The organism is Micromonospora sp. NPDC005553 (genome assembly GCF_042871765.1).
Classification (GTDB): Bacteria; Actinomycetota; Actinomycetes; order Mycobacteriales; family Micromonosporaceae; genus Micromonospora.
Genome location: NZ_JBIAJD010000002.1, coordinates 540,239 through 558,941, shown reverse-complemented (window position 1 = coordinate 558,941; position 18,703 = coordinate 540,239). Strand labels below are relative to the sequence as shown.

The 18,703-nt window shown below is 72.0% G+C and carries 20 protein-coding genes; 11 read left to right on the top strand and 9 right to left on the bottom strand.

Annotated features, from left to right (window positions below; all coding sequences use genetic code 11):
* Positions 1-194: 194 nt before the first annotated feature.
* Positions 195-986 (top strand): ATP-binding protein, encoded by a 792-nt coding sequence (locus tag ACFYPG_RS09910; RefSeq protein WP_387351384.1) that lies wholly within the window; start codon positions 195-197, stop codon positions 984-986.
* On the opposite strand, the gene ACFYPG_RS09905 is transcribed toward ACFYPG_RS09910, so the two are convergent.
* Positions 971-1,210 carry a hypothetical protein gene (locus ACFYPG_RS09905; protein ID WP_387351382.1) on the bottom strand — a complete coding sequence of 80 codons (240 nt, stop codon included), beginning with the start codon at positions 1,208-1,210 and terminating at the stop codon, positions 971-973. The genes ACFYPG_RS09910 and ACFYPG_RS09905 overlap by 16 nt on opposite strands.
* Before the next feature lie 191 nt (positions 1,211-1,401).
* Between ACFYPG_RS09905 and ACFYPG_RS09900 the strand changes: the two genes are divergently transcribed.
* A complete protein-coding gene (locus tag ACFYPG_RS09900; protein ID WP_387351380.1) occupies positions 1,402-2,208 on the top strand; it encodes a Scr1 family TA system antitoxin-like transcriptional regulator in 807 nt (268 codons plus the stop codon).
* A complete protein-coding gene (locus tag ACFYPG_RS09895) occupies positions 2,199-2,387 on the top strand; it encodes a DUF397 domain-containing protein (RefSeq protein ID WP_387351379.1) in 189 nt (62 codons plus the stop codon). Before ACFYPG_RS09900 ends, ACFYPG_RS09895 begins: the two co-directional genes overlap by 10 nt.
* Before the next feature lie 168 nt (positions 2,388-2,555).
* Here the strand turns inward: ACFYPG_RS09895 and ACFYPG_RS09890 are convergent, their stop codons facing one another.
* Complete coding sequence (locus ACFYPG_RS09890) at positions 2,556-3,032, bottom strand: MarR family winged helix-turn-helix transcriptional regulator (RefSeq protein WP_387351377.1); 477 nt, start codon at positions 3,030-3,032, stop codon at positions 2,556-2,558.
* Positions 3,033-3,114: 82 nt separating this feature from the next.
* On the opposite strand from ACFYPG_RS09890, the gene ACFYPG_RS09885 reads away from it, so the two are divergent.
* On the top strand, positions 3,115-3,669 hold the full coding sequence (locus ACFYPG_RS09885; protein ID WP_387351375.1) for a carboxymuconolactone decarboxylase family protein: 555 nt from the start codon (positions 3,115-3,117) through the stop codon (positions 3,667-3,669).
* 23 nt (positions 3,670-3,692) lie between these two features.
* Here the strand turns inward: ACFYPG_RS09885 and ACFYPG_RS09880 are convergent, their stop codons facing one another.
* Positions 3,693-4,568 (bottom strand): alpha/beta fold hydrolase, encoded by an 876-nt coding sequence (locus ACFYPG_RS09880; RefSeq protein ID WP_387351373.1) that lies wholly within the window; start codon positions 4,566-4,568, stop codon positions 3,693-3,695.
* 226 nt (positions 4,569-4,794) lie between these two features.
* On the opposite strand from ACFYPG_RS09880, the gene ACFYPG_RS09875 reads away from it, so the two are divergent.
* Genes ACFYPG_RS09875 through ACFYPG_RS09865 form a run of 3 tightly spaced genes read left to right on the top strand, consistent with a single transcriptional unit; the run spans position 4,795 to position 7,352 of the window.
* The gene (locus tag ACFYPG_RS09875; protein WP_387351371.1) at positions 4,795-6,255 is read left to right on the top strand and encodes a menaquinone biosynthesis decarboxylase; all 1,461 of its coding nucleotides are present in this window, start codon (positions 4,795-4,797) and stop codon (positions 6,253-6,255) included.
* A complete protein-coding gene (gene mqnP, locus ACFYPG_RS09870; protein WP_355004813.1) occupies positions 6,255-7,166 on the top strand; it encodes a menaquinone biosynthesis prenyltransferase MqnP in 912 nt (303 codons plus the stop codon). Before ACFYPG_RS09875 ends, mqnP begins: the two co-directional genes overlap by 1 nt.
* Positions 7,167-7,199: 33 nt before the next feature.
* Positions 7,200-7,352, top strand: coding sequence for a hypothetical protein (locus tag ACFYPG_RS09865; protein WP_387351369.1), 153 nt, complete (start codon positions 7,200-7,202; stop codon positions 7,350-7,352).
* Positions 7,353-7,379: 27 nt separating this feature from the next.
* Here ACFYPG_RS09865 and ACFYPG_RS09860 read toward each other — a convergent pair whose 3' ends face one another.
* Positions 7,380-8,342 (bottom strand): terpene synthase, encoded by a 963-nt coding sequence (locus tag ACFYPG_RS09860; protein ID WP_387351367.1) that lies wholly within the window; start codon positions 8,340-8,342, stop codon positions 7,380-7,382.
* Between the two features lie 159 nt (positions 8,343-8,501).
* On the opposite strand from ACFYPG_RS09860, the gene ACFYPG_RS09855 reads away from it, so the two are divergent.
* Entirely contained in the window at positions 8,502-9,131 is a 630-nt protein-coding gene (locus ACFYPG_RS09855) for a UbiX family flavin prenyltransferase (protein ID WP_355004816.1), read from the top strand.
* Between the two features lie 182 nt (positions 9,132-9,313).
* Here ACFYPG_RS09855 and ACFYPG_RS09850 read toward each other — a convergent pair whose 3' ends face one another.
* Positions 9,314-9,580, bottom strand: coding sequence for a BldC family transcriptional regulator (locus ACFYPG_RS09850; protein ID WP_007454516.1), 267 nt, complete (start codon positions 9,578-9,580; stop codon positions 9,314-9,316).
* A gap of 270 nt (positions 9,581-9,850) precedes the next feature.
* Between ACFYPG_RS09850 and ACFYPG_RS09845 the strand changes: the two genes are divergently transcribed.
* From ACFYPG_RS09845 to ACFYPG_RS09835, 3 genes are read left to right on the top strand one after another with little or no spacing between them, the layout of a single operon-like run.
* A complete protein-coding gene (locus ACFYPG_RS09845) occupies positions 9,851-10,309 on the top strand; it encodes an Lrp/AsnC family transcriptional regulator (RefSeq protein WP_091395696.1) in 459 nt (152 codons plus the stop codon).
* Positions 10,310-10,359: 50 nt separating this feature from the next.
* Entirely contained in the window at positions 10,360-11,190 is an 831-nt protein-coding gene (locus ACFYPG_RS09840) for an SDR family NAD(P)-dependent oxidoreductase (RefSeq protein WP_387351365.1), read from the top strand.
* Between the two features lie 32 nt (positions 11,191-11,222).
* Complete coding sequence (locus ACFYPG_RS09835) at positions 11,223-12,314, top strand: PLP-dependent cysteine synthase family protein (protein WP_355004818.1); 1,092 nt, start codon at positions 11,223-11,225, stop codon at positions 12,312-12,314.
* A gap of 60 nt (positions 12,315-12,374) precedes the next feature.
* On the opposite strand, the gene ACFYPG_RS09830 is transcribed toward ACFYPG_RS09835, so the two are convergent.
* The 4 genes from ACFYPG_RS09830 to ACFYPG_RS09815 all read right to left on the bottom strand — a co-directional run bounded on the left by ACFYPG_RS09830 (position 12,375) and on the right by ACFYPG_RS09815 (position 18,535).
* Positions 12,375-12,995 carry a putative glycolipid-binding domain-containing protein gene (locus tag ACFYPG_RS09830; protein ID WP_355005178.1) on the bottom strand — a complete coding sequence of 207 codons (621 nt, stop codon included), beginning with the start codon at positions 12,993-12,995 and terminating at the stop codon, positions 12,375-12,377.
* Positions 12,996-13,097: 102 nt separating this feature from the next.
* Positions 13,098-15,125 carry a DEAD/DEAH box helicase gene (locus tag ACFYPG_RS09825; RefSeq protein ID WP_387351364.1) on the bottom strand — a complete coding sequence of 676 codons (2,028 nt, stop codon included), beginning with the start codon at positions 15,123-15,125 and terminating at the stop codon, positions 13,098-13,100.
* Between the two features lie 197 nt (positions 15,126-15,322).
* Positions 15,323-16,861, bottom strand: a complete 1,539-nt coding sequence (locus ACFYPG_RS09820) for a hypothetical protein (RefSeq protein WP_387351362.1) — start codon at positions 16,859-16,861, stop codon at positions 15,323-15,325.
* A gap of 114 nt (positions 16,862-16,975) precedes the next feature.
* Complete coding sequence (locus ACFYPG_RS09815; protein ID WP_387351360.1) at positions 16,976-18,535, bottom strand: NlpC/P60 family protein; 1,560 nt, start codon at positions 18,533-18,535, stop codon at positions 16,976-16,978.
* Positions 18,536-18,703 lie beyond the last annotated feature (168 nt).

The window sequence follows — 18,703 nt, the reverse complement described above, 5'->3', positions numbered from 1 at the left end:
CGCTGCGCGGACGGGCCGGGCTGGAACTGCCCGTGCCACCGCTGGACTACCGGGCAGCCGCAAAATTCTGGGGGATCGATGACCCTTCACTCGCCGCCCGCGTGTTCGCCATCGTCGGAGGCACACCGGCCTACCGACGGGAGTACGTCCAGGACGATGTACCCGACGGGCCAGACGATTTTGACGATTGGGTAGTGCGCGCGGTGCTGAATCCAGCCCGCCCGTTGTTCCGCGAGGCTCGCTATCTGCTCGCCGAGGATCCCGACCTGCGGGACACCGCGCTCTACCATTCCGTACTGTCTGCGGTCGCCGAAGGCAACGGCACCCGAGGGGGGATCGCCGGGTACATCGGACGGAAGGCCACCGACCTCCAGCACCCGCTCACCGTCCTTGAGGACGCCGGCCTCCTCATCCGCGAGCCCGATCCGCTCCGTAGCGGGCGTAGCCGTTACCGCATCGCCGAACCCCTGATCACCTTCTATCAGGCGGTCATGCGGCCCTCCTGGACGGCCTTGGAGCAACGGCGTGGCACGGACGTCTGGAGGCGTTCCAACCGCCGGTACTCAAGCGGGGTGCTGGGTCCGGCATTCGAGGAGATCGTTCGGCAGTGGGCTCTGCGCTTCGCCACGCCGGAGACGTTCGGCGGTGTCGTCGCGGAGGCCAGCGCGGCCGTCCTCAGCGATCCCTCCACTCGCACCAGCCTGGAACTCGACCTGGTTGCATTCGGGGAGCCACCGTTCGGCGACGGCCCTCGGCCGCTGCTCGCCATCGGCGAGATCAAGTGGGGTCGCACGCTGGGTCGGGCCGAGTTGGATCGACTGGGCCGGGCACGTGACCTGCTCGCCGCGCGTCCCGGCCTGGACGCGCGGGACGCCCGGTTGCTGCTGGCAAGCGCCGCGGGCTTCACCGACGAACTTCGGCACGCGGCAGGTCAGCGTCCCGATGTCGTCCTTGTCGACCCGTCGCGGCTCTATTCGGGCGACTGAGGGCGACCGGGCCGCAGGGGAGGATATCGACGGCTGCGGGTGCTGCGCAGGGTCTCGTCCACGCGCAGAGTGACCTGGTACGACACCTCCGGCAGGTCAACCAGCTCGATCCGTTCGCCGCGCAGCGCCAGTTGGGCGTGCAGCTCCCGGGCGATGGCGTCGCGAAGCGCGACCAGCAGAGGAGACAGCCCGTCCGGGTCACCAACGACGAAGGCGTCAGACATGGATCCACCCTGCCCCCGCGTCCCGCCGATCCGCCACCGGGGGTGAGATGTGTCCGCCAGGCTTGACCCGGCTCGGGCTGAGCCGCCCAACCCCCCGATATCCGCGTCATGTGATGACACAGCGTTCAGCGCTCGCTACCGTGCGGCAGGTGGGTCGGGTGACCCACCGATCGCGGCGGAAGGTGGGTGCGGTGACCACAGTGGTGTCAACGGCGGCGCTGATCCGGGAGCAGCTCCGGCGGTCCCGGCTCGCGGCCGGGCTGACTCAGGAGGAGTACGGCAAACGGGCGCACTACTCGCCGTCCACGGTGTCGGCCGTCGAGCTGGGGCAGACGGCACCCAACGAGGCGTACCTGAAGCGGGCCGACGAGGTGCTCGACACCGGTGGCTTGCTGACCTCGCTCCGCGACCTGGGCCGGCGCGACGGCGAGCCGGTCTGGTTCCGTCCGTGGCTGGAGGTCGAGCGGGTCGCCACACAGCTGCGCTGCTTCGAGGCGACGATGATTCCCGGGCTGTTGCAGACCGCCGACTACGCCCGGGCGGTGTTCCGGCTCGACCTGGGGCTGACCGCAGACCGGGTGGAGGAGTTGGTGGCGGCCCGGCTGGAGCGGCAGACGATCCTCGACCGGGACCACCCGCCGCAGCTCACCGCTGTGATCGACGAGGCCGCGTTGCAGCGCTTCGCGGAGGGCTGCGCCGGGGTGCTGGCCGACCAGTTGCGGCACCTGGTGGCGTGCGCCCGCCGCCCGCACATCAGGGTGCACGTGCTGCCGCAGGGTGTGGGTCTGCACGCCGGCCTCTTCGGGCCGTTCATCCTCGGCCGCACCGCCGACGGCAGTTGGCTCGGCTTCCTCGACAACCAGACCGGTGGCACCGCCGTGGACGACATCTTCGAGGTGGCGACCCTGCTCGGAAGGTGGGAGAGTCTGCGCAGTGACGCGCTGCCCCGGCAGCAGTCGATCGACCTGCTCGAGGAGATCGTGAAGCCATGGATCTGACCGGAGCCCGCTGGCGCAAGTCCACCCGGAGCGGCAACAACAGCGGTGCGTGCGTCGAGGTCGCCGACAACCTGGCCGGCCGGGTGCACGTCCGCGATTCCAAGGACCGCGACGGCGGCCTGCTGACCTTCACCCCGGCCGCGTGGCGGGCCTTCGTCGAGCTGGCCCGCACCCAATGACCGTCCGCTGAACCGGTCGGCCGGTAGCCGCGATCAGCCCCTCAACCAGCCGGCCGGCAGTCGCGGTCAGCCGCTGAAACAGCCGGCCGGCAATCCGCGATCAGCCGCCGAACCGGTCGGCCGGCAATCCGCGGTCAGCCGTTGGACCGGTCGGCCGGCGGCCCGCGATCAGCCGCCGAACCAGCCGGGCACGTCGAGCCGGAACCAGTTGGCCGAGGCCATCGTGCCGAGGTCGTCTTCCATCGCGGTGACCCGTTCCGGGCCGAGCGTGTCTGCCCACTGTGCACGCAGCCGGTCGAAGATCTCGGCCGAGCGGCGTAGCCCGTCGGCGCCGCGCGGGGTCACCCGGACCAGCCGCCGTCGGGCGTCGGTGGGGTCGTCGGCCCGCTCCAGGTAGCCGACGGCCACCAACCGGTCGACGGTCTTGCCGGCGGCCTGTTTGGAGATGCCCAGTCGCTGGCCCAGCTCGGTGGCGGTGGTGCCCTCCGCGCCGACCGCCTGGAGCACGAACCCGTGCAGCGGTCGCAGCTCCGGATGCCCCTCCCGGGCCAGCTCGGCGTGCAGGTCGTCGATCAGCGTCCGGAAGCCGGCCAGCAGCAACAGCGGCAGCGCGAAGCCGGGGCGCGCGGGATCAGCGGTTGCCATCTTCGACAACCACGTTTACTATTTCATCAACCACGTTGACCATCTTACGTCGTCCGATCCAAGCTCGGGAAAGTAGGCAGCCATGTCCGTCTTCACCGCTCACACCGCCGAGACCGCGCCCGCCGCCGCCCGACGAGCCATCAAGGGCGTACACGGCCGGTTCGGCTGGCTGCCCAGCGCGGTGGCGCTGATAGCCGACTCGCCGCAGTTGCTCACCGGCTTCCTCACCGCCAGCGCGGGCTTCGAGCAGACCGACCTCGCCCCGCTGGAGCGGGAGGTTGTCATCCTGGCGATCTCCACCAGTCACGAATGCCATTTTTGCGTCGCCCTGCACAGCGGCAAGCTCACCCAACTCGGCGCGACCGCCGAACTGATCACCGCGCTGCGTGCCGGCTCGGCGCTGCCCGACCCACGCCTGGAGGCGCTGCGCCGGTTCACACTGGCCGTGCTCGACCACCGGGGCGCAGTGCCGGACGACGAACTGGACGACTTCCTGGCCGCCGGCTACCAGCCCCGGCACGCGCTGGACGTGGTGCTGGGCGTCGGCGCGTACACCATGTCCACCTTTGCCAACCGGCTCACCCGGGCACCGCTCGACCCGCCACTGGCCGCCCACGCCTGGACGCCCGCCGCCTGACTGCTGACACCTGCGGGCCCTGCTCAGGCCGTCTCAAGGAAGTCCCGCAACAGGGCGAGCATCTCGTCCGGACGCTCCTCGTACAGCCAGTGCCCGCAGTCCTCGATCACCTCGCCGCGCACCGTGTCGGCGTACCGGCGGACCTGCTCGGCGACCTGCCCACCGAGGCTGGCCGCCGCCCCGACGGCCAGCACCGGCATGGTCAGCTTCGTGCCCCGGTACGCAGCGTTGTCCGCGATGTCCTGCTCGAACGCCCGGAAGTAGGCGAAGCTGGCCCGCAGATGTGCCGGGTCGCGCAGATGGCTGGCGAACTCCTCGATGTCGGGCGCGCTGATGCTGCCCTTGCGCACCATCAGCGCGTCGGTGAACCTGTCCACCCAGAGCGACTCCCGCCCGTCGACCAGCGCCTCCGGAAGCCCGTTGCCGAGGGAGAAGTAGCCGAAGTTCCACACCCCGGGCCCGGCCGAGGTGAGCGCGGGGAACGTGTAGATGCTCTCGTCGGGGATCGGCGCCTCGGTGAGCGCCAGCCGGCTCACCCGCTGCGGATGGGCGGCGGCGTACGCGTACGCCACCATGGTCCCCAGGTCGTGCCCGACCAGTCGAAGGTCACTGACCAGGCCGAGCTGGTCGAGTAGTCCGTGCAGGTCGGCGGCGACCGTCTTCTTGTCGTACCCGCCGTCCGGGGCGTCGCTGCCCCCGAAGCCGCGCAGGTCGGGCGCTACCACGTCGAAGGAGCGCCCCAACTCGGGCAGCAGGTGCCGCCACATGTACCAGCACTGCGGGTACCCGTGCAGCAGCACCAGCGGCGGGCCGGCGCCGCCACGGACGTAGTTCATGGTGATCTGGCCGACCCGAGCCCGCTGCTCGGTGAACCCCGCCGGGACCCGTTCCACGCCCATCGCCGCCTCCGCCCGCTGTCCGTCTGCCCGGCTACCCGCTCAACCGCCCGCCATGCCCGCGAGGTTCGGGTTCTGCCGGTTGATCCACTCGCCTTCCTTGAAGTCGCGGTGTCCGGCGGCCTGGGACACCGCGACTTCCTGAAAGCCGAGTCGATCAGGGGGCGATCGCGAGCGTCACAGCACCCGGCTTGGGCCGTTCGGGAGCCCGTGCGGGAGACTGGGTGACATGGCGGCTCGTGGCTTCCCGTACACCGATCTCAAGGACTTCCTCGCGGCGCTGGAGCGCGCGGGGGAGTTGCGCCGGGTCGACGTCCCGGTCGATCCGACCCTGGAGATCAGCGAGGTGGTCACCCGCACGGTGCGGGCCGGCGGCCCGGCGCTGCTCTTTGAGCGTCCGACCCGGGGCGAGATGCCGGTGGCGATCAACCTGTTCGGCACCGAGAAGCGGATGGCGATGGCCCTCGGGGTGGAGAACCTCGACGAGATCGGCGCGCGGATCGGCGAGATGCTCAAGCCGGAACTGCCGCAGGGCTTCTCGGGCATGATGGGCGGGCTCGGCAAGGTCATGCAGCTCAAGTCCATGCCGCCGAAGAAGGTCAAGACGGCCCCCTGCCAGCAGGTGGTCTACCGCGGCGACGACGTCGACCTCAATCGGTTGCCCGGGCTGCAGGTCTGGCCGGGCGACGGCGGGATCTTCCACAACTTCGGGCTGACCCACACCAAGCACCCCGAGACGGGCAAGCGCAACCTCGGGCTCTACCGCCTGCAGCAGCACTCGCACAACACCATCGGTATGCACTGGCAGATCCACAAGAACTCCACGGCGCACCACGCGGTCGCCGAGCGGCTCGGGCAGCGCCTGCCGGTCGCGATCGCCATCGGTGCCGACCCCGCGGTCGCCTACTCGGCCAGCGCGCCACTGCCTGCGGACATCGACGAGTACCTGTTCGCCGGTTTCCTGAGCGGCGAGCGGGTGGAGATGGTCGACTGCCTGACCGTGCCGCTGCAGGTGCCGGCGCACGCGCAGATCGTGCTGGAGGGTTACATCGAGCCGGGCGAGCGACTGCCGGAGGGCCCGTTCGGCGACCACACCGGCTTCTACACGCCGGTCGAGCCGTTCCCGGTGATGCACATCGAAGCGATGACCATGCAGCGCAACCCCGTCTACCACTCGATCGTCACGTCGCAGCCGCCGCAGGAGGACCACGGCCTCGGCAAGGCCACCGAGCGGATCTTCGCACCACTGCTGCGCTTCCTGATCCCGGACATCGTCGATTACAACCTGCCCGCCGCCGGGGTCTTCCACAACTGCGCGATCGTGTCGATCCGTAAGCGCTACCCGAAGCACGCGCAGAAGGTGATGAACGCGATCTGGGGCGCGCACATGATGTCGCTGACCAAGCTGATCGTGATCGTCGACGAGGACTGCGACGTGCACGACTACAACGAGGTGGCCTTCCGCGCCTTCGGCAACGTCGACTACGGCCGCGACCTGCTGCTCACCGAAGGGCCCGTCGATCACCTCGACCACGCTTCGTACCAGCAGTTCTGGGGTGGCAAGGCCGGCGTCGACGCGACCCGCAAGCTGCCCACCGAGGGCTACACCCGCGGCTGGCCGGAGGGGATGAGCATGAGTCCCGAGGTCACGTCCCTGGTCGACAAGCGCTGGAAGGAGTACGGAATCTGATGGCCGTTCTCGACGCACCGGCCGAGAAGCCGGGCCGGGTCAAGTCCTTCCTCAAGCTCGTGGCGATCGAGCACTCGGTGTTCGCGCTGCCCTTCGCGTACCTGTCGGCGCTGAGCGCCATGCAGGTCAACGGTGGGCGCGTGCGCTGGTGGGACCTGCTGCTGATCACCGTGGCGATGGTCGGGGCGCGGACGTTCGCGATGGCCGCCAACCGGATCCTCGATCGCAAGATCGACGCGCGGAACCCGCGTACCGCCGGCCGGGAACTGGTCACCGGAGCGGTGAGCGTGCGGACGGCCTGGACCGGCGCGGCCGTCGCGCTGGTGGTCTTCCTCGCCGCAGCGGCTCTGCTCAACCCGCTCTGCCTGGTGCTCGCGCCGCTGGCCGTGGTGCCACTGGTCGTCTACCCCTACGCCAAGCGGTTCACCAACTGGCCGCACGCCATCCTCGGGATCGCCCAGGCGGTCGGCCCGGTCGGCGCCTGGCTCGCGGTCACCGGTACCCTGGACGGCTCCTGGCCGGCCTGGCTGCTCGGCGTGGGGGTCGGGCTGTGGATCGGCGGCTTCGACCTGATCTACGCCTGTCAGGATTCCGAGATCGACCAGGAGATCGGCGTGCACAGCGTGCCGGCCCGGTACGGTCGGCGCTTCGCCCTGCACGCCTCCACTGTCGCGCACGTGGTGACCTTCGGGTTGTTCGTCTGGTTCGGCGCGCTGATCGGTTTCGGCTGGCTCTGGTGGATCGGGCTGGCGTTGACCGCTGTCGCGTTCGGCTACCAGCACCTGGTGGTCACGCCGACCGACCTGAGCAAGGTCAACCGGGCGTTCTTCACCGCCAACGGGTTCGTCGGCATCGCGCTGTTCGTGTTCGCCCTGCTCGATCTTGTGGTGCGGCTCGGCCTGAGCGGCTAGTCCTGGCCGCTGTGGCGGCGGCCGACGGCGGCGGTGCGCTCGGCACCGCCGCCGTCGGCGTTTCCCGGCGAGGGTCTGCTCGTCGAGCGGACCGGCGAGCGTTCGATCGTCGTCACGGTGGCCGACGCCGGCACCGCCGCCGCCCTGCTCAACACCCTCGCCGACCGTCACCGGCGGACCCATTGACCCGGTAGCCCACCCCCCCCGGGGGGATCAGCTCCAGGACGCCGAATATCGATCGCTCTCCAGCGACCAGTCGATCGTGCCGCGCACCGAGCGGGCGACCCCCTCAACGTGCGCGGCCACCGCCGGATCCAGTTCCGGGCCGAAGGACGGGATCGTGGCCCGCAGCTCCATGAACCGCCCCATCGCCATGCGCCAGCGATCCACCGCCGCTTCCACTGCCCGCTCGTCCGGCAGGCGCTGCTCCCTCGCGATGGCCAGCACCAGGTTGTGCCCGCCTGAGATGACGCGGTCCTTCTCCAACGACACCAGGTCGTTGAACCAGGAGAGCAGGTCGTTGCCGGTTGCCGCCAGTGCCCGTAGCGCCGGGTGGTGGTAGACGGGGTCTGGCAGCGCGTGACCGGTGACGAACTCGATCATGGTGTACGACACGTACGCCGCCGAGGTCGCCCGGCGCAGCGCAACGTATTCGGCGACAGTGGGGAAGTGGCTCCTGGTCTTGTTCTCCGCCTCCGTACGGTCGCCTTCCAGGTGGTGGGCGACCGCGTCGGCGAAGCGCTGCTGCCAGGACGGGGGCATCCGGGCACGCGGCGCCTGCCACGCGTCCGCGAGCATCCGGCGCAGCGGTCCCCGAAACCCCGCCGTGCGGGCGCCGGGGCCGTGGCGCAGCACCTGGAGCACGCCGTCCCGCAGGGCAGCGACGTCCGCGCCGCTCGCACCGTGCGGTCCGTCGCAGGCGTCGTCGAGCAGGAAGAACCAGGTCCAGAGAGCGGCGACCGTACGCAGATCGGCGGCGCCGGCGTCAGGGTAGAGCCGACCCGCATACCAGGCGATGCGACCGGCGTCCAGCCGACACAGCTCGTCGTCGTCCAGCGGCAGGTCGAAACGGCGCACCCAGCCCGCCAGCCACTCCTGGGTCTCCTCGGCATGCGGCGAGCACCGCGAGGGAAGGGGACATTCGGCACGTAGTGTGCGGGCTGCCGCCACCGTCATCGGTCGTACCGTCCCTCCGGTTGCTGCACAGAGGTTTCCCCCAGCCGAGCATGTCAGAAATCGGCTGTCGATGATGTCCGTCGTGGGCCGGGAGGACGGCGGACGGGCGAGGGCGGGGGCCACGGCACGGCGCCCGGCCGGACCAGGCAGGCTGGGGGCATGCGGGAACCATGGGTGGTCGGGGTCTCCGGTGCCTCCGGCACGCCGTACGCGGCGGCCGTCATCGGCGGACTGCTCGACGCGGGCGAGCCGGTGGACCTGATCGTGTCCCGGGCGGCACGACTCACAGTGCTCGACGAGACCGGCCGCCCCTTCCGTGACGGGCACTGGGCCGAAGACCTCGCCGCCTGGCTGGATCGGGACCTGACCGCGGCGGATGTGCGGCACTGGCCGGCCGGCGACCTGGCCGCCGGGCCGAGCAGCGGCTCCTACCGGGTACGCGGAATGGCAGTGGTCCCGGCCAGCACTGCCGCCTGCGCGGGCATCGCGATCGGGCTCTCGAAGGACCTGTTGCAGCGCGCCGCCGAGGTCAACCTCAAGGAACGCCGTCCCGTGGTGCTGGTCCCCCGGGAGACACCGGTGACCCGCAGCCACCTGGAGCACCTCATCGCCCTGCACGACGCGGGCGCGGTGGTGCTGCCGGCCAGCCCCGGCTTCTACGGCGCCGGGGCGGCGGCCAGCGCGCAGCAACTGGTCGACTTCGTGGCCGGCAAGGTGCTGGACGCGCTCGGCGTCCCGCACACCCTGTTCCGGCGGTGGTCCGGCCAGCTCGGCGCGGCCCGGAGCTGAGCCGTCCCGCGCGTGCTGCGCCGTCCCGCTCGCGCTGCGCCGTCCCGCTCGCGCTGTGCCGTCCCGCTCGCGCTGTGCATTGTTGTGCTGCTCAGCACGAGCGGTGCTGCCGCCCGGCGGTTGGCCGAAGCGGGACGCGGACCGGACTGGTGTCCGGTCCGCGTGGCGTTGTCCGCACCAGTTCAGTACATGCCGGCGTTGGCCGGACCCGGCCCCGTGGATGCTGCCGGCCCCACATTGCGTGGCTTACCGACCTCATCCACTTCGTCCAGCATGCCCTCCCCCTCAAGCAGGGCTCGCACCTCGGATTCCCGAAACCGGCGATGCCCGCCTGGAGTCCGGATGCTTCCTATCCGGCCGGCCGCCGCCCATCTCGTCACAGTTTTCGGGTCTACCCGAAACAGCGCGGCGACCTCACCCGGTGTCAGCAGGCGATCTCCAGTGTCCACAGCCCCCTCCTCGCGTCGACGAAGCCCCCGGCTGAACACACTGCCCCCGGCTGGTGCGTAGCCCAGAGCCGTCATGAGGGACGTATGGCAATTACAGCACCAGGGACATGGCCTGTCCGCCCAAACGCGAAAAATGCACTGAGTGGGGAGTTAGTAATGTTACTGGTGCTACCTCGACCCTGACCGGTGGTTTATGAACAGTGACTCACCGCTCAGTCCAACGGGTGCCGAAGGCCGCACGTTACGCGTCAGCGGTTAAGGTGACTCTCTGTGGATGCCATCGACCTGAGCCTCGTCGACCTGCTGCGCGGCAACGCCCGCCTCTCGTACGCCGAGTTGGCCCGTCAGGTGGGTCTCTCGGCGCCGGCCGTGCACGAGCGGGTCGGCAAGCTGGAGAGCAGCGGCGTCGTCCGGGGTTACCGCGCGGATGTTGCCCCGGAGTCGATCGGGTTGGGTGTCACGGCGCTGATCGGCATCGTCGAGGACTCCGGTGCCGACAGCGACGACATGCTGGAGTCGCTGCGGGTGCTGCCCGAGATCGAGTCCTGCTACTTCATGGCCGGCGTGGAGTCGTTCCTGCTCAAGGCGCGGGTCGGCACGATCGCCGAGCTGGAGCAGTTGATCGTGCGGTTGAACCGGACGCCGGGGGTGGCCTCCACCCGTACCGCCATCGCGCTCTCCACGAAGTGGGAGAACCGCCCCCAGCCGGTCGGCCCGCCCGCGGCCTGACCGCCGCGTACCCCTGGTGTCGCCCGGGCGGCCAGCGGTAGCGTGCGCCGATGACCCAGCCTGCGCGCCCCGTGGCCGTGGTGACCGGCGCTGCCGGCGGCCTGGGCCGTGCCATCGCCACCGCGCTGCACACCGACGGTTGGTCGGTGCTGCTCACCGACCTCGACCCGGTGGCGGTCCAGAGCGCCGCCGCGCCGCTCGGCGGCTGGTCGGCCGCCCTGGACGTCCGGGACGAGGCCGCCTGCGCCGCCGTCGCCGCGACCGCGGCAGGCCGGGGTGACCTCGCCCTCTGGGTCAACAACGCCGGCATCCTGGTGACCGGTGCGTCGTGGGAGCACGACGCCGCGACCCGCCGTCGGCTGCTCGACGTGAACACCCACGGGGCCATGAACGGCACCCTCGCCGCGCTGACCGTGATGCGCGTCCAGGGCCACGGCCACGTGCTCAACGTCGTCTCGCTGGCCGGGCTGATCGCCGCGCCCGGCGAGACGGTGTACGCGGCCAGCAAGCACGCTCTGCTGGCCTTCAGCCTCGGCACCCTGTCCGACCTGCGGATGGCCGGGTACCGGCGGGTGCACGTCTCCTGCCTCTGCCCGGACGGCATCTGGACCCCGATGCTGCACGACCGGCTGGACGACCCGGGGGCGGTGGCCTCGTTCACCGGATCGATGCTGACCGCGCAGCAGGTGGCGGCGCGGGCCGTCCGGCTGGCCCGCCGGCCACGTCCGGTGGTCAGCCTGCCCCGCTGGCGGGGAGCGCAGGTGCGCCTGTTGGACGCACTGCCCAGGCTGGCCGTCGCACTCACCCCGATCGTCCGGGCCGCCGGCCGCGCCGGTCAGCGCCGCCAACGCCGCAGGTCAACGCCGCCGGACCCGCGCTGACCACCGCTGGCCCGCTTGCTAGGTTTCCGAGCGTGACTCATCTCGACCGGTGCGACGAATCCAGCCGAACCTGGGTGACCGAGGCGATCGCCGCCGTCGAGGCAGACGCCAACCGGTCCGCCGACACCCACCTGCTGCCGTTCCCGCTGCCCAGGGAATGGGGGATCGACCTCTACCTCAAGGACGAGTCGTCACACCCCACCGGCTCGCTGAAGCACCGGCTGGCCCGTTCACTGTTCCTTTACGGGCTCTGCAACGGCTGGATCGGGCCGCGCACCACGATCGTCGAGGCGTCGTCGGGTTCCACGGCGGTCTCCGAGGCGTACTTCGCCCGGATGCTGGGCCTGCCGTTCATCGCGGTGATGCCCGCCTCCACCTCGCCCGAGAAGATCACGCAGATCGAGTTCCAGGGCGGCCGGTGCCACCTGGTCGACGACCCGGCGAGCGTGGTGGTCGAGGCCCGGTGGCTCGCCGAGGACTCCGGCGGGCACTTCATGGACCAGTTCACCTACGCCGAGCGGGCGACCGACTGGCGGGGCAACAACAACATCGCCGAGTCGATCTACGCGCAGTTGGAGCTGGAGCGGCACCCGATCCCCGCCTGGGTCGTGGTGGGCGCCGGCACCGGGGGCACCAGCGCGACCATCGGCCGCTACGCCCGGTACCGCCGGCTCGCCACCAAGCTCTGCGTCGTCGACCCGGAGAACTCGGCGTTCTACCCGGCCTGGCTGGCCGCCGACTGGTCGGTACGCACCGGGAAGGGCTCCCGCATCGAGGGGATCGGCCGGCCCACGGTGGAGGCGTCGTTCCTGCCCTCGGTGGTGGACCGGATGGTCCAGGTGCCGGACGCGGCGTCCCTGGCCGCCATGCGCGCCGGCTCGGCCCTGCTCGGCCGCCGGGTGGGCGGGTCCACCGGCACCAACCTGTGGGGCGCGTTCGGACTGATCGCCGCGATGCTCGCCGAGCGTCGGACCGGTTCGGTGGTCACCCTGATCTGCGACCCGGGCGACCGGTACGCCGACACGTACTACGCCGACGACTGGGTGGCCGCCCAGGGCCTCGACCTGGCTCCGCACCTGGCCACCATCGAACGCTTCCTGGCCAGCGGGACCTGGCCCGCCTGAAGCGGTCAGCGGATCCCGGCCCCCCGGGCGGCTGAGCCACTGGCCCCGCCACGATGCTGATCAGCGCGGATCGATCCGTTCGGCCAGCCCGGGGTAGCGCACCACGTAGCCGCTGTCGTCCAGATCGATGTCGGCTGTGAAGGTGCCGCTGGCGAAGCGCACCCGACCGGGCCCGCGCCCGGTGTAGATCTGCTCGGCCGGCACCACCTCCAGGCCGGGCAGCAGCACCCAGGCAACTGTGATCCGGTGCGCCACATCGGCCGGCTCCGCCGCCATCCGGAGCCGGTGGACCGGCAGGGTGTTGAACAGCGGCGAACCGCTCAGGTCGACGTCGAGCGCGTCGGCCAGCCGGTCCGGGTCGTCCGTACCCGGCAGGCCGGCCCGGGGATGACCGGCCGCGACCAGGGCGGCGTCCAGGTCGCCCTGCTCGGCGGTGGTCACCCGCCAGCGGCCGGCGGCCCGATCCAGGGTCACCCGGCGCAGCCAGCCGAGACCCTCTGCCTCGACCTCGACGCGGGTGGTGGCCCAGTCCGGCGTGGTGGTCAGCTGATAGCGGGCGGTCCACGGGATCGGGTCCACGGCGAGCAGAGTGCCCCGGGCCGCCAACCCGTGGCCGTCGTCGAGTAGAACCTGCTCGCTGCCGGCGGTGTCCGTCCGGGACCAGAAGATCGACTTAGGCATGGTCGGCATGAGCCGGACGTTACGCGACCCGTTCGGTATCGGCAGGGCATGCGCGAACGCCGCCGCGAAGCCTGGGCTTCACGACGGCGTTCGGTGGATCAATCAGTAGGTACGAGCTGCCGGTCGCCCGCCGAAACCGCGCCGGTCGTCACGCGGGCGGTCCTCGCGGGGCCGGTCGTCGCGGGGCCGGTCGTCCCGTACCCGGCTCTCCGGGCGGAACCCACCCCGAGCATCCCGGTCGCCGAAGCGCCGTTCACCCTGCGGCCGGTCGCCGAAGCGCCGCTCGCCGGTCGGTCGGTCGCCCCGACCGTCGCGGTCACCGAACTGCGGCCGGTCGCCGAAGCGGCGCTCGCCCTGCGGCCGGTCGCCGTACCCCCGGGTGTCCCGATCGGCGTAACGCCGCTCGCCCTGCGGTCGGTCACCGTAGCTCCGGTCACCCTGCGGTCGGTCGCTGTGCTGCCGGTCGCCGAAGCGGCGCTCGCCCTGCGGTCGGTCGCTGTAGCTCCGCTCGCCCTGCGGGCGGCCGCCGTAGCTCCGGTCACCCTGCGGTCGGTCGCTGTAGCTCCGGTCACCCTGCGGGCGGTCACCGAAGCGGCGCTCGCCCTGCGGTCGGTCGCTGTAGCTCCGGTCACCCTGCGGCCGTCCACCGTAGCTCCGGTCGCCCTGCGGGCGGTCGCCGTAGCGCCGCTCGCCGGTGGGCCGGTCGCCGTAGCGCCGCTCGCCTCCCGTGCGGTCGCCGAACCGGCGCGGTCCGCCGGAGCGGTCGCCGTAGCCCCGGGGCTCCGCCTCGAGGCGGACCGGGACGCCACTGGGCTCGCGGGCGCCCACCAGCTCGGCCAACGCCGCGTCCCCGACCCGGACCCGGGTCTCGGCCGGCGCGACGCCGGCCTTCTCCATCATCGCCAGGGTGGTACGGCGCTGCTTGGGCAGCACCAGCGTGGCGACCGCGCCCGACTCGCCGGCCCGGGCGGTACGCCCCGCGCGGTGCAGGTAGTCCTTGGGGTCCTTCGGCGGGTCGACGTGCAGCACCAGGGTGACCCCGTCGACGTGGATGCCTCGCGCCGCCACGTCCGTGGCGACCAGCACGTTCATCCGGCCCTCACGGAACTCGGCGAGCGTCTTGGTGCGCATCCGCTGGGTCTTGCCGCCGTGCAGCCCACCGGCGCGTACGCCGACGGCCGCGAGCTGCTCGACCAGCCGGTCCACACCGAGCTGCGTGCGGGCGAAGACCATGGTCCGGCCGTCCCGGGCGGCGATCGAGGCCGCCACCGGGAACTTCTCGTGCGGCGGGATCAACAGCATGTGGTGGTCCATGGTGGACACCGAGGCGGTGGAGGGCGCCGTGGAGTGGGTGACCGGGTCGGTCATGAACCGCTTGACCAACGCGTCGACGTCACCGTCCAAGGTGGCCGAGAAGAGCAGCCGCTGACCGCCCGCAGGCGTCTTCGCCAGCAGATCGGTCACCTCGGGCAGGAAGCCCATGTCGGCCATCTGGTCGGCCTCGTCGAGCACCGTCACCTCGACGTCGTCGAGCTGGCAGATGCCCCGCTCGATGAGGTCGCCGAGCCGGCCCGGGGTGGCCACGATGATCTCCACGCCGCGGCGCAGCGCGTCGATCTGTCGGTCGTACGGAACGCCGCCGACGGCGGTCTTGAGGAAGATGCCGACGGACTTGCCCAATGGCACCAGAGCGTCGTTGACCTGCATGGCCAGCTCGCGGGTGGGCACCAGGACCAGGGCGCGCGGGCGCATCGGCCGGGCCCGGTTACGGGTGGCCAGCCGGGCGATCATCGGCAGACCGAAGGCGAGCGTCTTGCCCGACCCGGTCTGCCCGCGGCCCAGCACGTCGCGGCCGGCGAGCGCGTCCGGAACGGTGGCCCGCTGGATCTCGAACGGGCTGGTGATGCCCTGCTGGGCCAGCGCGCGGACCAACTGCTCCGGAAGGCCGAGAGCGGCGAAGCTCATCGGCTCGGCGGTCTCGGTGGTCTCGGCGGTCTCGGTCTGAGCGGTCGTTACCGCAGGGGTGCCGGCATCGCTCGGGGCGACGTCGAGCTGCTCCCGGGAGGCGTCGGCCGCCGGGACTGAGTTGAAAACGGACGTAACGGTGCTGTGGTCAGCAGAGGTGGTCAACAAAAACCTTTCGAGCGGGGCGCATCTTCGCGATGGCCTGCCGCGGCTGTGCCGCCGGATCGCCCGCAAGATCGCCCAGGGGCGCACACCACGCGCGCCGGGTCAGTGATCTCGACCAGTGTACGGCGGTCTGGCGAAGTCGCCAGTCGGTTGACCGACCGTAGTGGGCGGACTCACCATCGCCGGCGCTCGCTGGCTCACCCGTTGAGCACGCTGCCCACCAGACCGTCCAAGGCGTCGCCGGCCAGCAGGACGACCATGACACTGATCGCCACCAGCAGCCCCAGCGCGGCGGCCAGGACGATCATCACCCGGGCGTTACTGGACCGTTCGGCCGGCGTGTCGGACCACCCCTGGGCCAGGATGTGCCCGGTCAGCGAGCCAGAGTTCTCCACCGCGTTGGCGGGTATCGCGATAGTGGTGAAGCCGGCGCCCTCGCCGTTGCCGTTGCCGTTGCCGTAGACGGTGCCAGCCAGGTCGGTGCGGTTGTCGCGCCGCCCACCACGGGCGCCGTCCCGTCCGGCGGAGCCAGCCGGCGGGCCGCCAGGCGGCGCGGTCACACGCGAGTTTCCGGCGTTCGCGGTCGACGAAGGTGCCCCGGCGGTGGACGGTGGCCAGCTCGGCAGTGCTGGTGCGGGCACCACCGGCGGCGCGGAGACGGCTGCACCGGCCCATCCGGCACCGGACGTCGGGCGGGTCGCCCCGGTGGGGGACGACCACCCGGCCGGTGGTGCGGAGACCGAGGCGCTGGCCCGTACGCCGGGCGTGTCGATCATCGCGGGCGGCGGCGGAAACGGCGGTGCCGGCATCGGGCCGGGCGGGGCCGGTGGTGCCGGCACCGGCGGACCGGGTGGCGGCAGCGGCGGGCTCGGGACGGGCGGCGTCGGCGGGCCGGGGATGGGCGGCATCGGCGAGGGCGGCGGGGACGGCGGGCCCGGAAGGGGTGGAACCGGACCGGGCGGCGGCGTCGGTCGGGGACCCGGCGTCGGCGCCGGACCGGGCGGGTACGGACCCGGGGCCGGCGCGGGCTCCGGTTCCGGTGGCGACGGCTGGGTCGGCCCGGGGCCGGGTGGCGTGGGGTCCGGCTCCGGCTCCGGAGTCGACGGCGTCGGAGGTTGGGCCGGCTCGGCACCCACCGGCGCGGCTCGATAGACGGCGGGCGCGCTCTCGCGACGGTCCGGGGTGCCCAGGGCGCTGGCAGTGCCCCGGCTGCTGCTCGGAACCGTGGCGCTGGCCCGGGCCGGCGCTGAGGAGTCGCTTCGCTGGCCCGGCAACGACACGTCGGCTGGGCTGGCCGAGCCGGTCGCACGGTAGGTGGTCGCGGTGACCGGAGCGCTGGCCGGCAGGTCACTGCGGAGAGCGCCGGCGGTCACGACGCTGGCACGTGCGCGTACCGGTGCCGCCGCCGGGCTCTGGTGCTCGTCGCCGGCCGCCGCGTCGTCATCGGCGTCGGTCGAGTCGTCAGCGACGACCGCTGCCGTGCCACCGCCGACCTGGCCGCTGACCGCCGTGCCGCTGACCGCCGGGGCGGCGTCGCTGGCGGCGGAGCCGGCGTCCGTCGAGCTGGTGTCGCTGCCTGTCGAGCTGGTGGCAGCCGGGTTGGCGTCGCTGGCAGCCACCGACTCGGCGGTGTCCGGCCCCGGTGGGCCGGGCTGGTCGACGGTGTCCGGCCCTGGTGGGCCGGGCTGGTCGACCACGGGGTCGACAGTCTCCGCCGGATCTCTCTGCTCGGCCATTTCCGCCCTCCGCGCCGTGCTCGCACCCGGACCCGTGACGTCGAGTCGGATGTGCCTGGTTGTCACGGTGCCACAGATCTTCCCGAGCGGACAGCCGGAGCCGGTCGTGGCGGATCAGCCCGTGGCGCTGGGGCTGCCCGTCGCGCTGCTACTGCTCGACGCGCTCGTGCTGGCCTTCGGCGTGGTCGGCGGAGACGTGCTGGCCGGCGCGCTGGTCGTTGCCGGAGGCAGGGTCGTCGGAGGGTTGCTCGCAGTGCTCGACGGCTTCGGCGTGGTGCTGCTGGTCGGAGTGGGCGTCGGGGTGGTCGTCAGCGTCGGCGTCGGCGTGGGCGTCGCGCTCTCGGTGGGCTTCGGGGTGGTGGTCGGCGTCGGCGTCGGCGTCGGCGTCGGCTTGGTGGTCTTCGTCGGCGACGGGGTGGGCTTCGGCGTCGACACGGGCGGGGTCGGGTTGGTCACGACCGGTGCCGGCACCGCGCCGATCACCCGGGTGGCGGCGTACAGCCGGGACCAGCGGACGACCGAGATCTTGACGACGTCGCCAGTGGTGGGCGCCTGCACCATCTTGCCGTTGCCGATGTACATGCCGACGTGGTGGATCGTCGTCCAGCTGCTGCCCGAGGCGAAGAAGAGCAGGTCGCCGGGGAGCAGCGCGCTCTGCGGGACGGTGCGGCCCCGGGTGGCGGCGTACTGGTCGCGGGAGACCCGTGGCAGGTCGAAGTAGTCAGCGCCGGGGGACCGGTACGCCGCCCACATCAGGCCGGAGCAGTCGAACTGGTTCGGCCCCTCCTCGGACCACTTGTACGGGTCGCCGAGCTGGGCGAGCGCGTACCGGACCGCGGCCAGTGCCCGGGGGTGCGCGGCCATGCCGCTGATGCTCTGGTTGGAGACGTAGCCGGCACCGATCTGCTGCTCGGCGGCCTCCTGCTGACGTTCGATCTCGATCAGCGCGGCGGCGTTGTCCCGGCGCAGCTTGAGCAGGCTCGCCTCGGCGGTGCGCAGCGCCGTCTCACCGGTGGTGAACTCCGCCTCGGCGGCGGCAAGCAGATCCTTGGCCTGGCTGTGCTTCTGGTACGCGGCCTGCTCGCCCGCGCGGGCCCGGGACAGCTCCCCGGCCACGCCGGTGGTGCCGCCGTCGACCTTCTCGCCACGGGTGATCGCCTGGAGGCGGCTCAGCCCGCGGATGTCCTGGGCGAAGTCGCCCGGCGGCAGCGCGGCGGCGGCCTTGACGGCCTCGGCGGCGGCGGTGTCGGCCGACTGCTGGGCCCGGAGCAGGGCGTCCTGCGCGGTCGCCAGCGCCTTGCCGGCCGCGTCGAGCTGCGCCTGGGCGTCGACGCGTTTCTGCCGCCTCACCAGCAAATCCTCGCCGAGCGCGCCGACCTGGACCTCACCGGCGGAGATCGCGGTGGCCAGCGGACCGTTGCCGATGTTGACCACCGGAGGGGCGGGCACGCCGGCGACCGGCGCGCTGCCCGGCAGTTGGAGCGAGCCGGTGACCGCCGGGCGCGAACCCGTGTCCGGCACTGTGGTCGGCACGCCGGGCTCCGCGTACGCGGGGGTGGCCAGCACGGCTGCGGCGATCGCGCCGAGCAGGGCGGCCCAGAGCCTCGGACGCAGGACCGGCGAGATCACCGGGCTCCGTCGTCGCTGCCGTCGCCCGCGCCCGCTGTAGACCATGCCGCTCCCCGTCCAACCACTCGTCGCCGCGCTCGGTGGGCGCGACCGCCGGGACGGTACCAGTGTGTGTGTTCCGCCCCACGTTGTTACTACCGCACCGCGCCACTCATGTCGATGTGTTGTCGGGTTACGGGAGGCTGAGAGTCTGGTGAGGTGGGTCGCTGCCAG

What these genes read in the sequence shown, in the direction of transcription:
- ACFYPG_RS09905 (WP_387351382.1), bottom strand. Translation starts at nt 1,210, where the DNA reads ATGTCTGACGCCTTCGTCGTTGGTGACCCGGACGGGCTGTCTCCTCTG.
- ACFYPG_RS09820 (WP_387351362.1), bottom strand. Translation starts at nt 16,861, where the DNA reads ATGGCCGAGCAGAGAGATCCGGCGGAGACTGTCGACCCCGTGGTCGAC.
- ACFYPG_RS09880 (WP_387351373.1), bottom strand. Translation starts at nt 4,568, where the DNA reads ATGGGCGTGGAACGGGTCCCGGCGGGGTTCACCGAGCAGCGGGCTCGG.
- ACFYPG_RS09815 (WP_387351360.1), bottom strand. Translation starts at nt 18,535, where the DNA reads ATGGTCTACAGCGGGCGCGGGCGACGGCAGCGACGACGGAGCCCGGTG.
- mqnP (WP_355004813.1), top strand. Translation starts at nt 6,255, where the DNA reads ATGGCCGTTCTCGACGCACCGGCCGAGAAGCCGGGCCGGGTCAAGTCC.
- ACFYPG_RS09885 (WP_387351375.1), top strand. Translation starts at nt 3,115, where the DNA reads ATGTCCGTCTTCACCGCTCACACCGCCGAGACCGCGCCCGCCGCCGCC.
- ACFYPG_RS09860 (WP_387351367.1), bottom strand. Translation starts at nt 8,342, where the DNA reads ATGACGGTGGCGGCAGCCCGCACACTACGTGCCGAATGTCCCCTTCCC.
- ACFYPG_RS09855 (WP_355004816.1), top strand. Translation starts at nt 8,502, where the DNA reads ATGCGGGAACCATGGGTGGTCGGGGTCTCCGGTGCCTCCGGCACGCCG.
- ACFYPG_RS09890 (WP_387351377.1), bottom strand. Translation starts at nt 3,032, where the DNA reads ATGGCAACCGCTGATCCCGCGCGCCCCGGCTTCGCGCTGCCGCTGTTG.
- ACFYPG_RS09895 (WP_387351379.1), top strand. Translation starts at nt 2,199, where the DNA reads ATGGATCTGACCGGAGCCCGCTGGCGCAAGTCCACCCGGAGCGGCAAC.
- ACFYPG_RS09830 (WP_355005178.1), bottom strand. Translation starts at nt 12,995, where the DNA reads ATGCCTAAGTCGATCTTCTGGTCCCGGACGGACACCGCCGGCAGCGAG.
- ACFYPG_RS09840 (WP_387351365.1), top strand. Translation starts at nt 10,360, where the DNA reads ATGACCCAGCCTGCGCGCCCCGTGGCCGTGGTGACCGGCGCTGCCGGC.
- ACFYPG_RS09875 (WP_387351371.1), top strand. Translation starts at nt 4,795, where the DNA reads ATGGCGGCTCGTGGCTTCCCGTACACCGATCTCAAGGACTTCCTCGCG.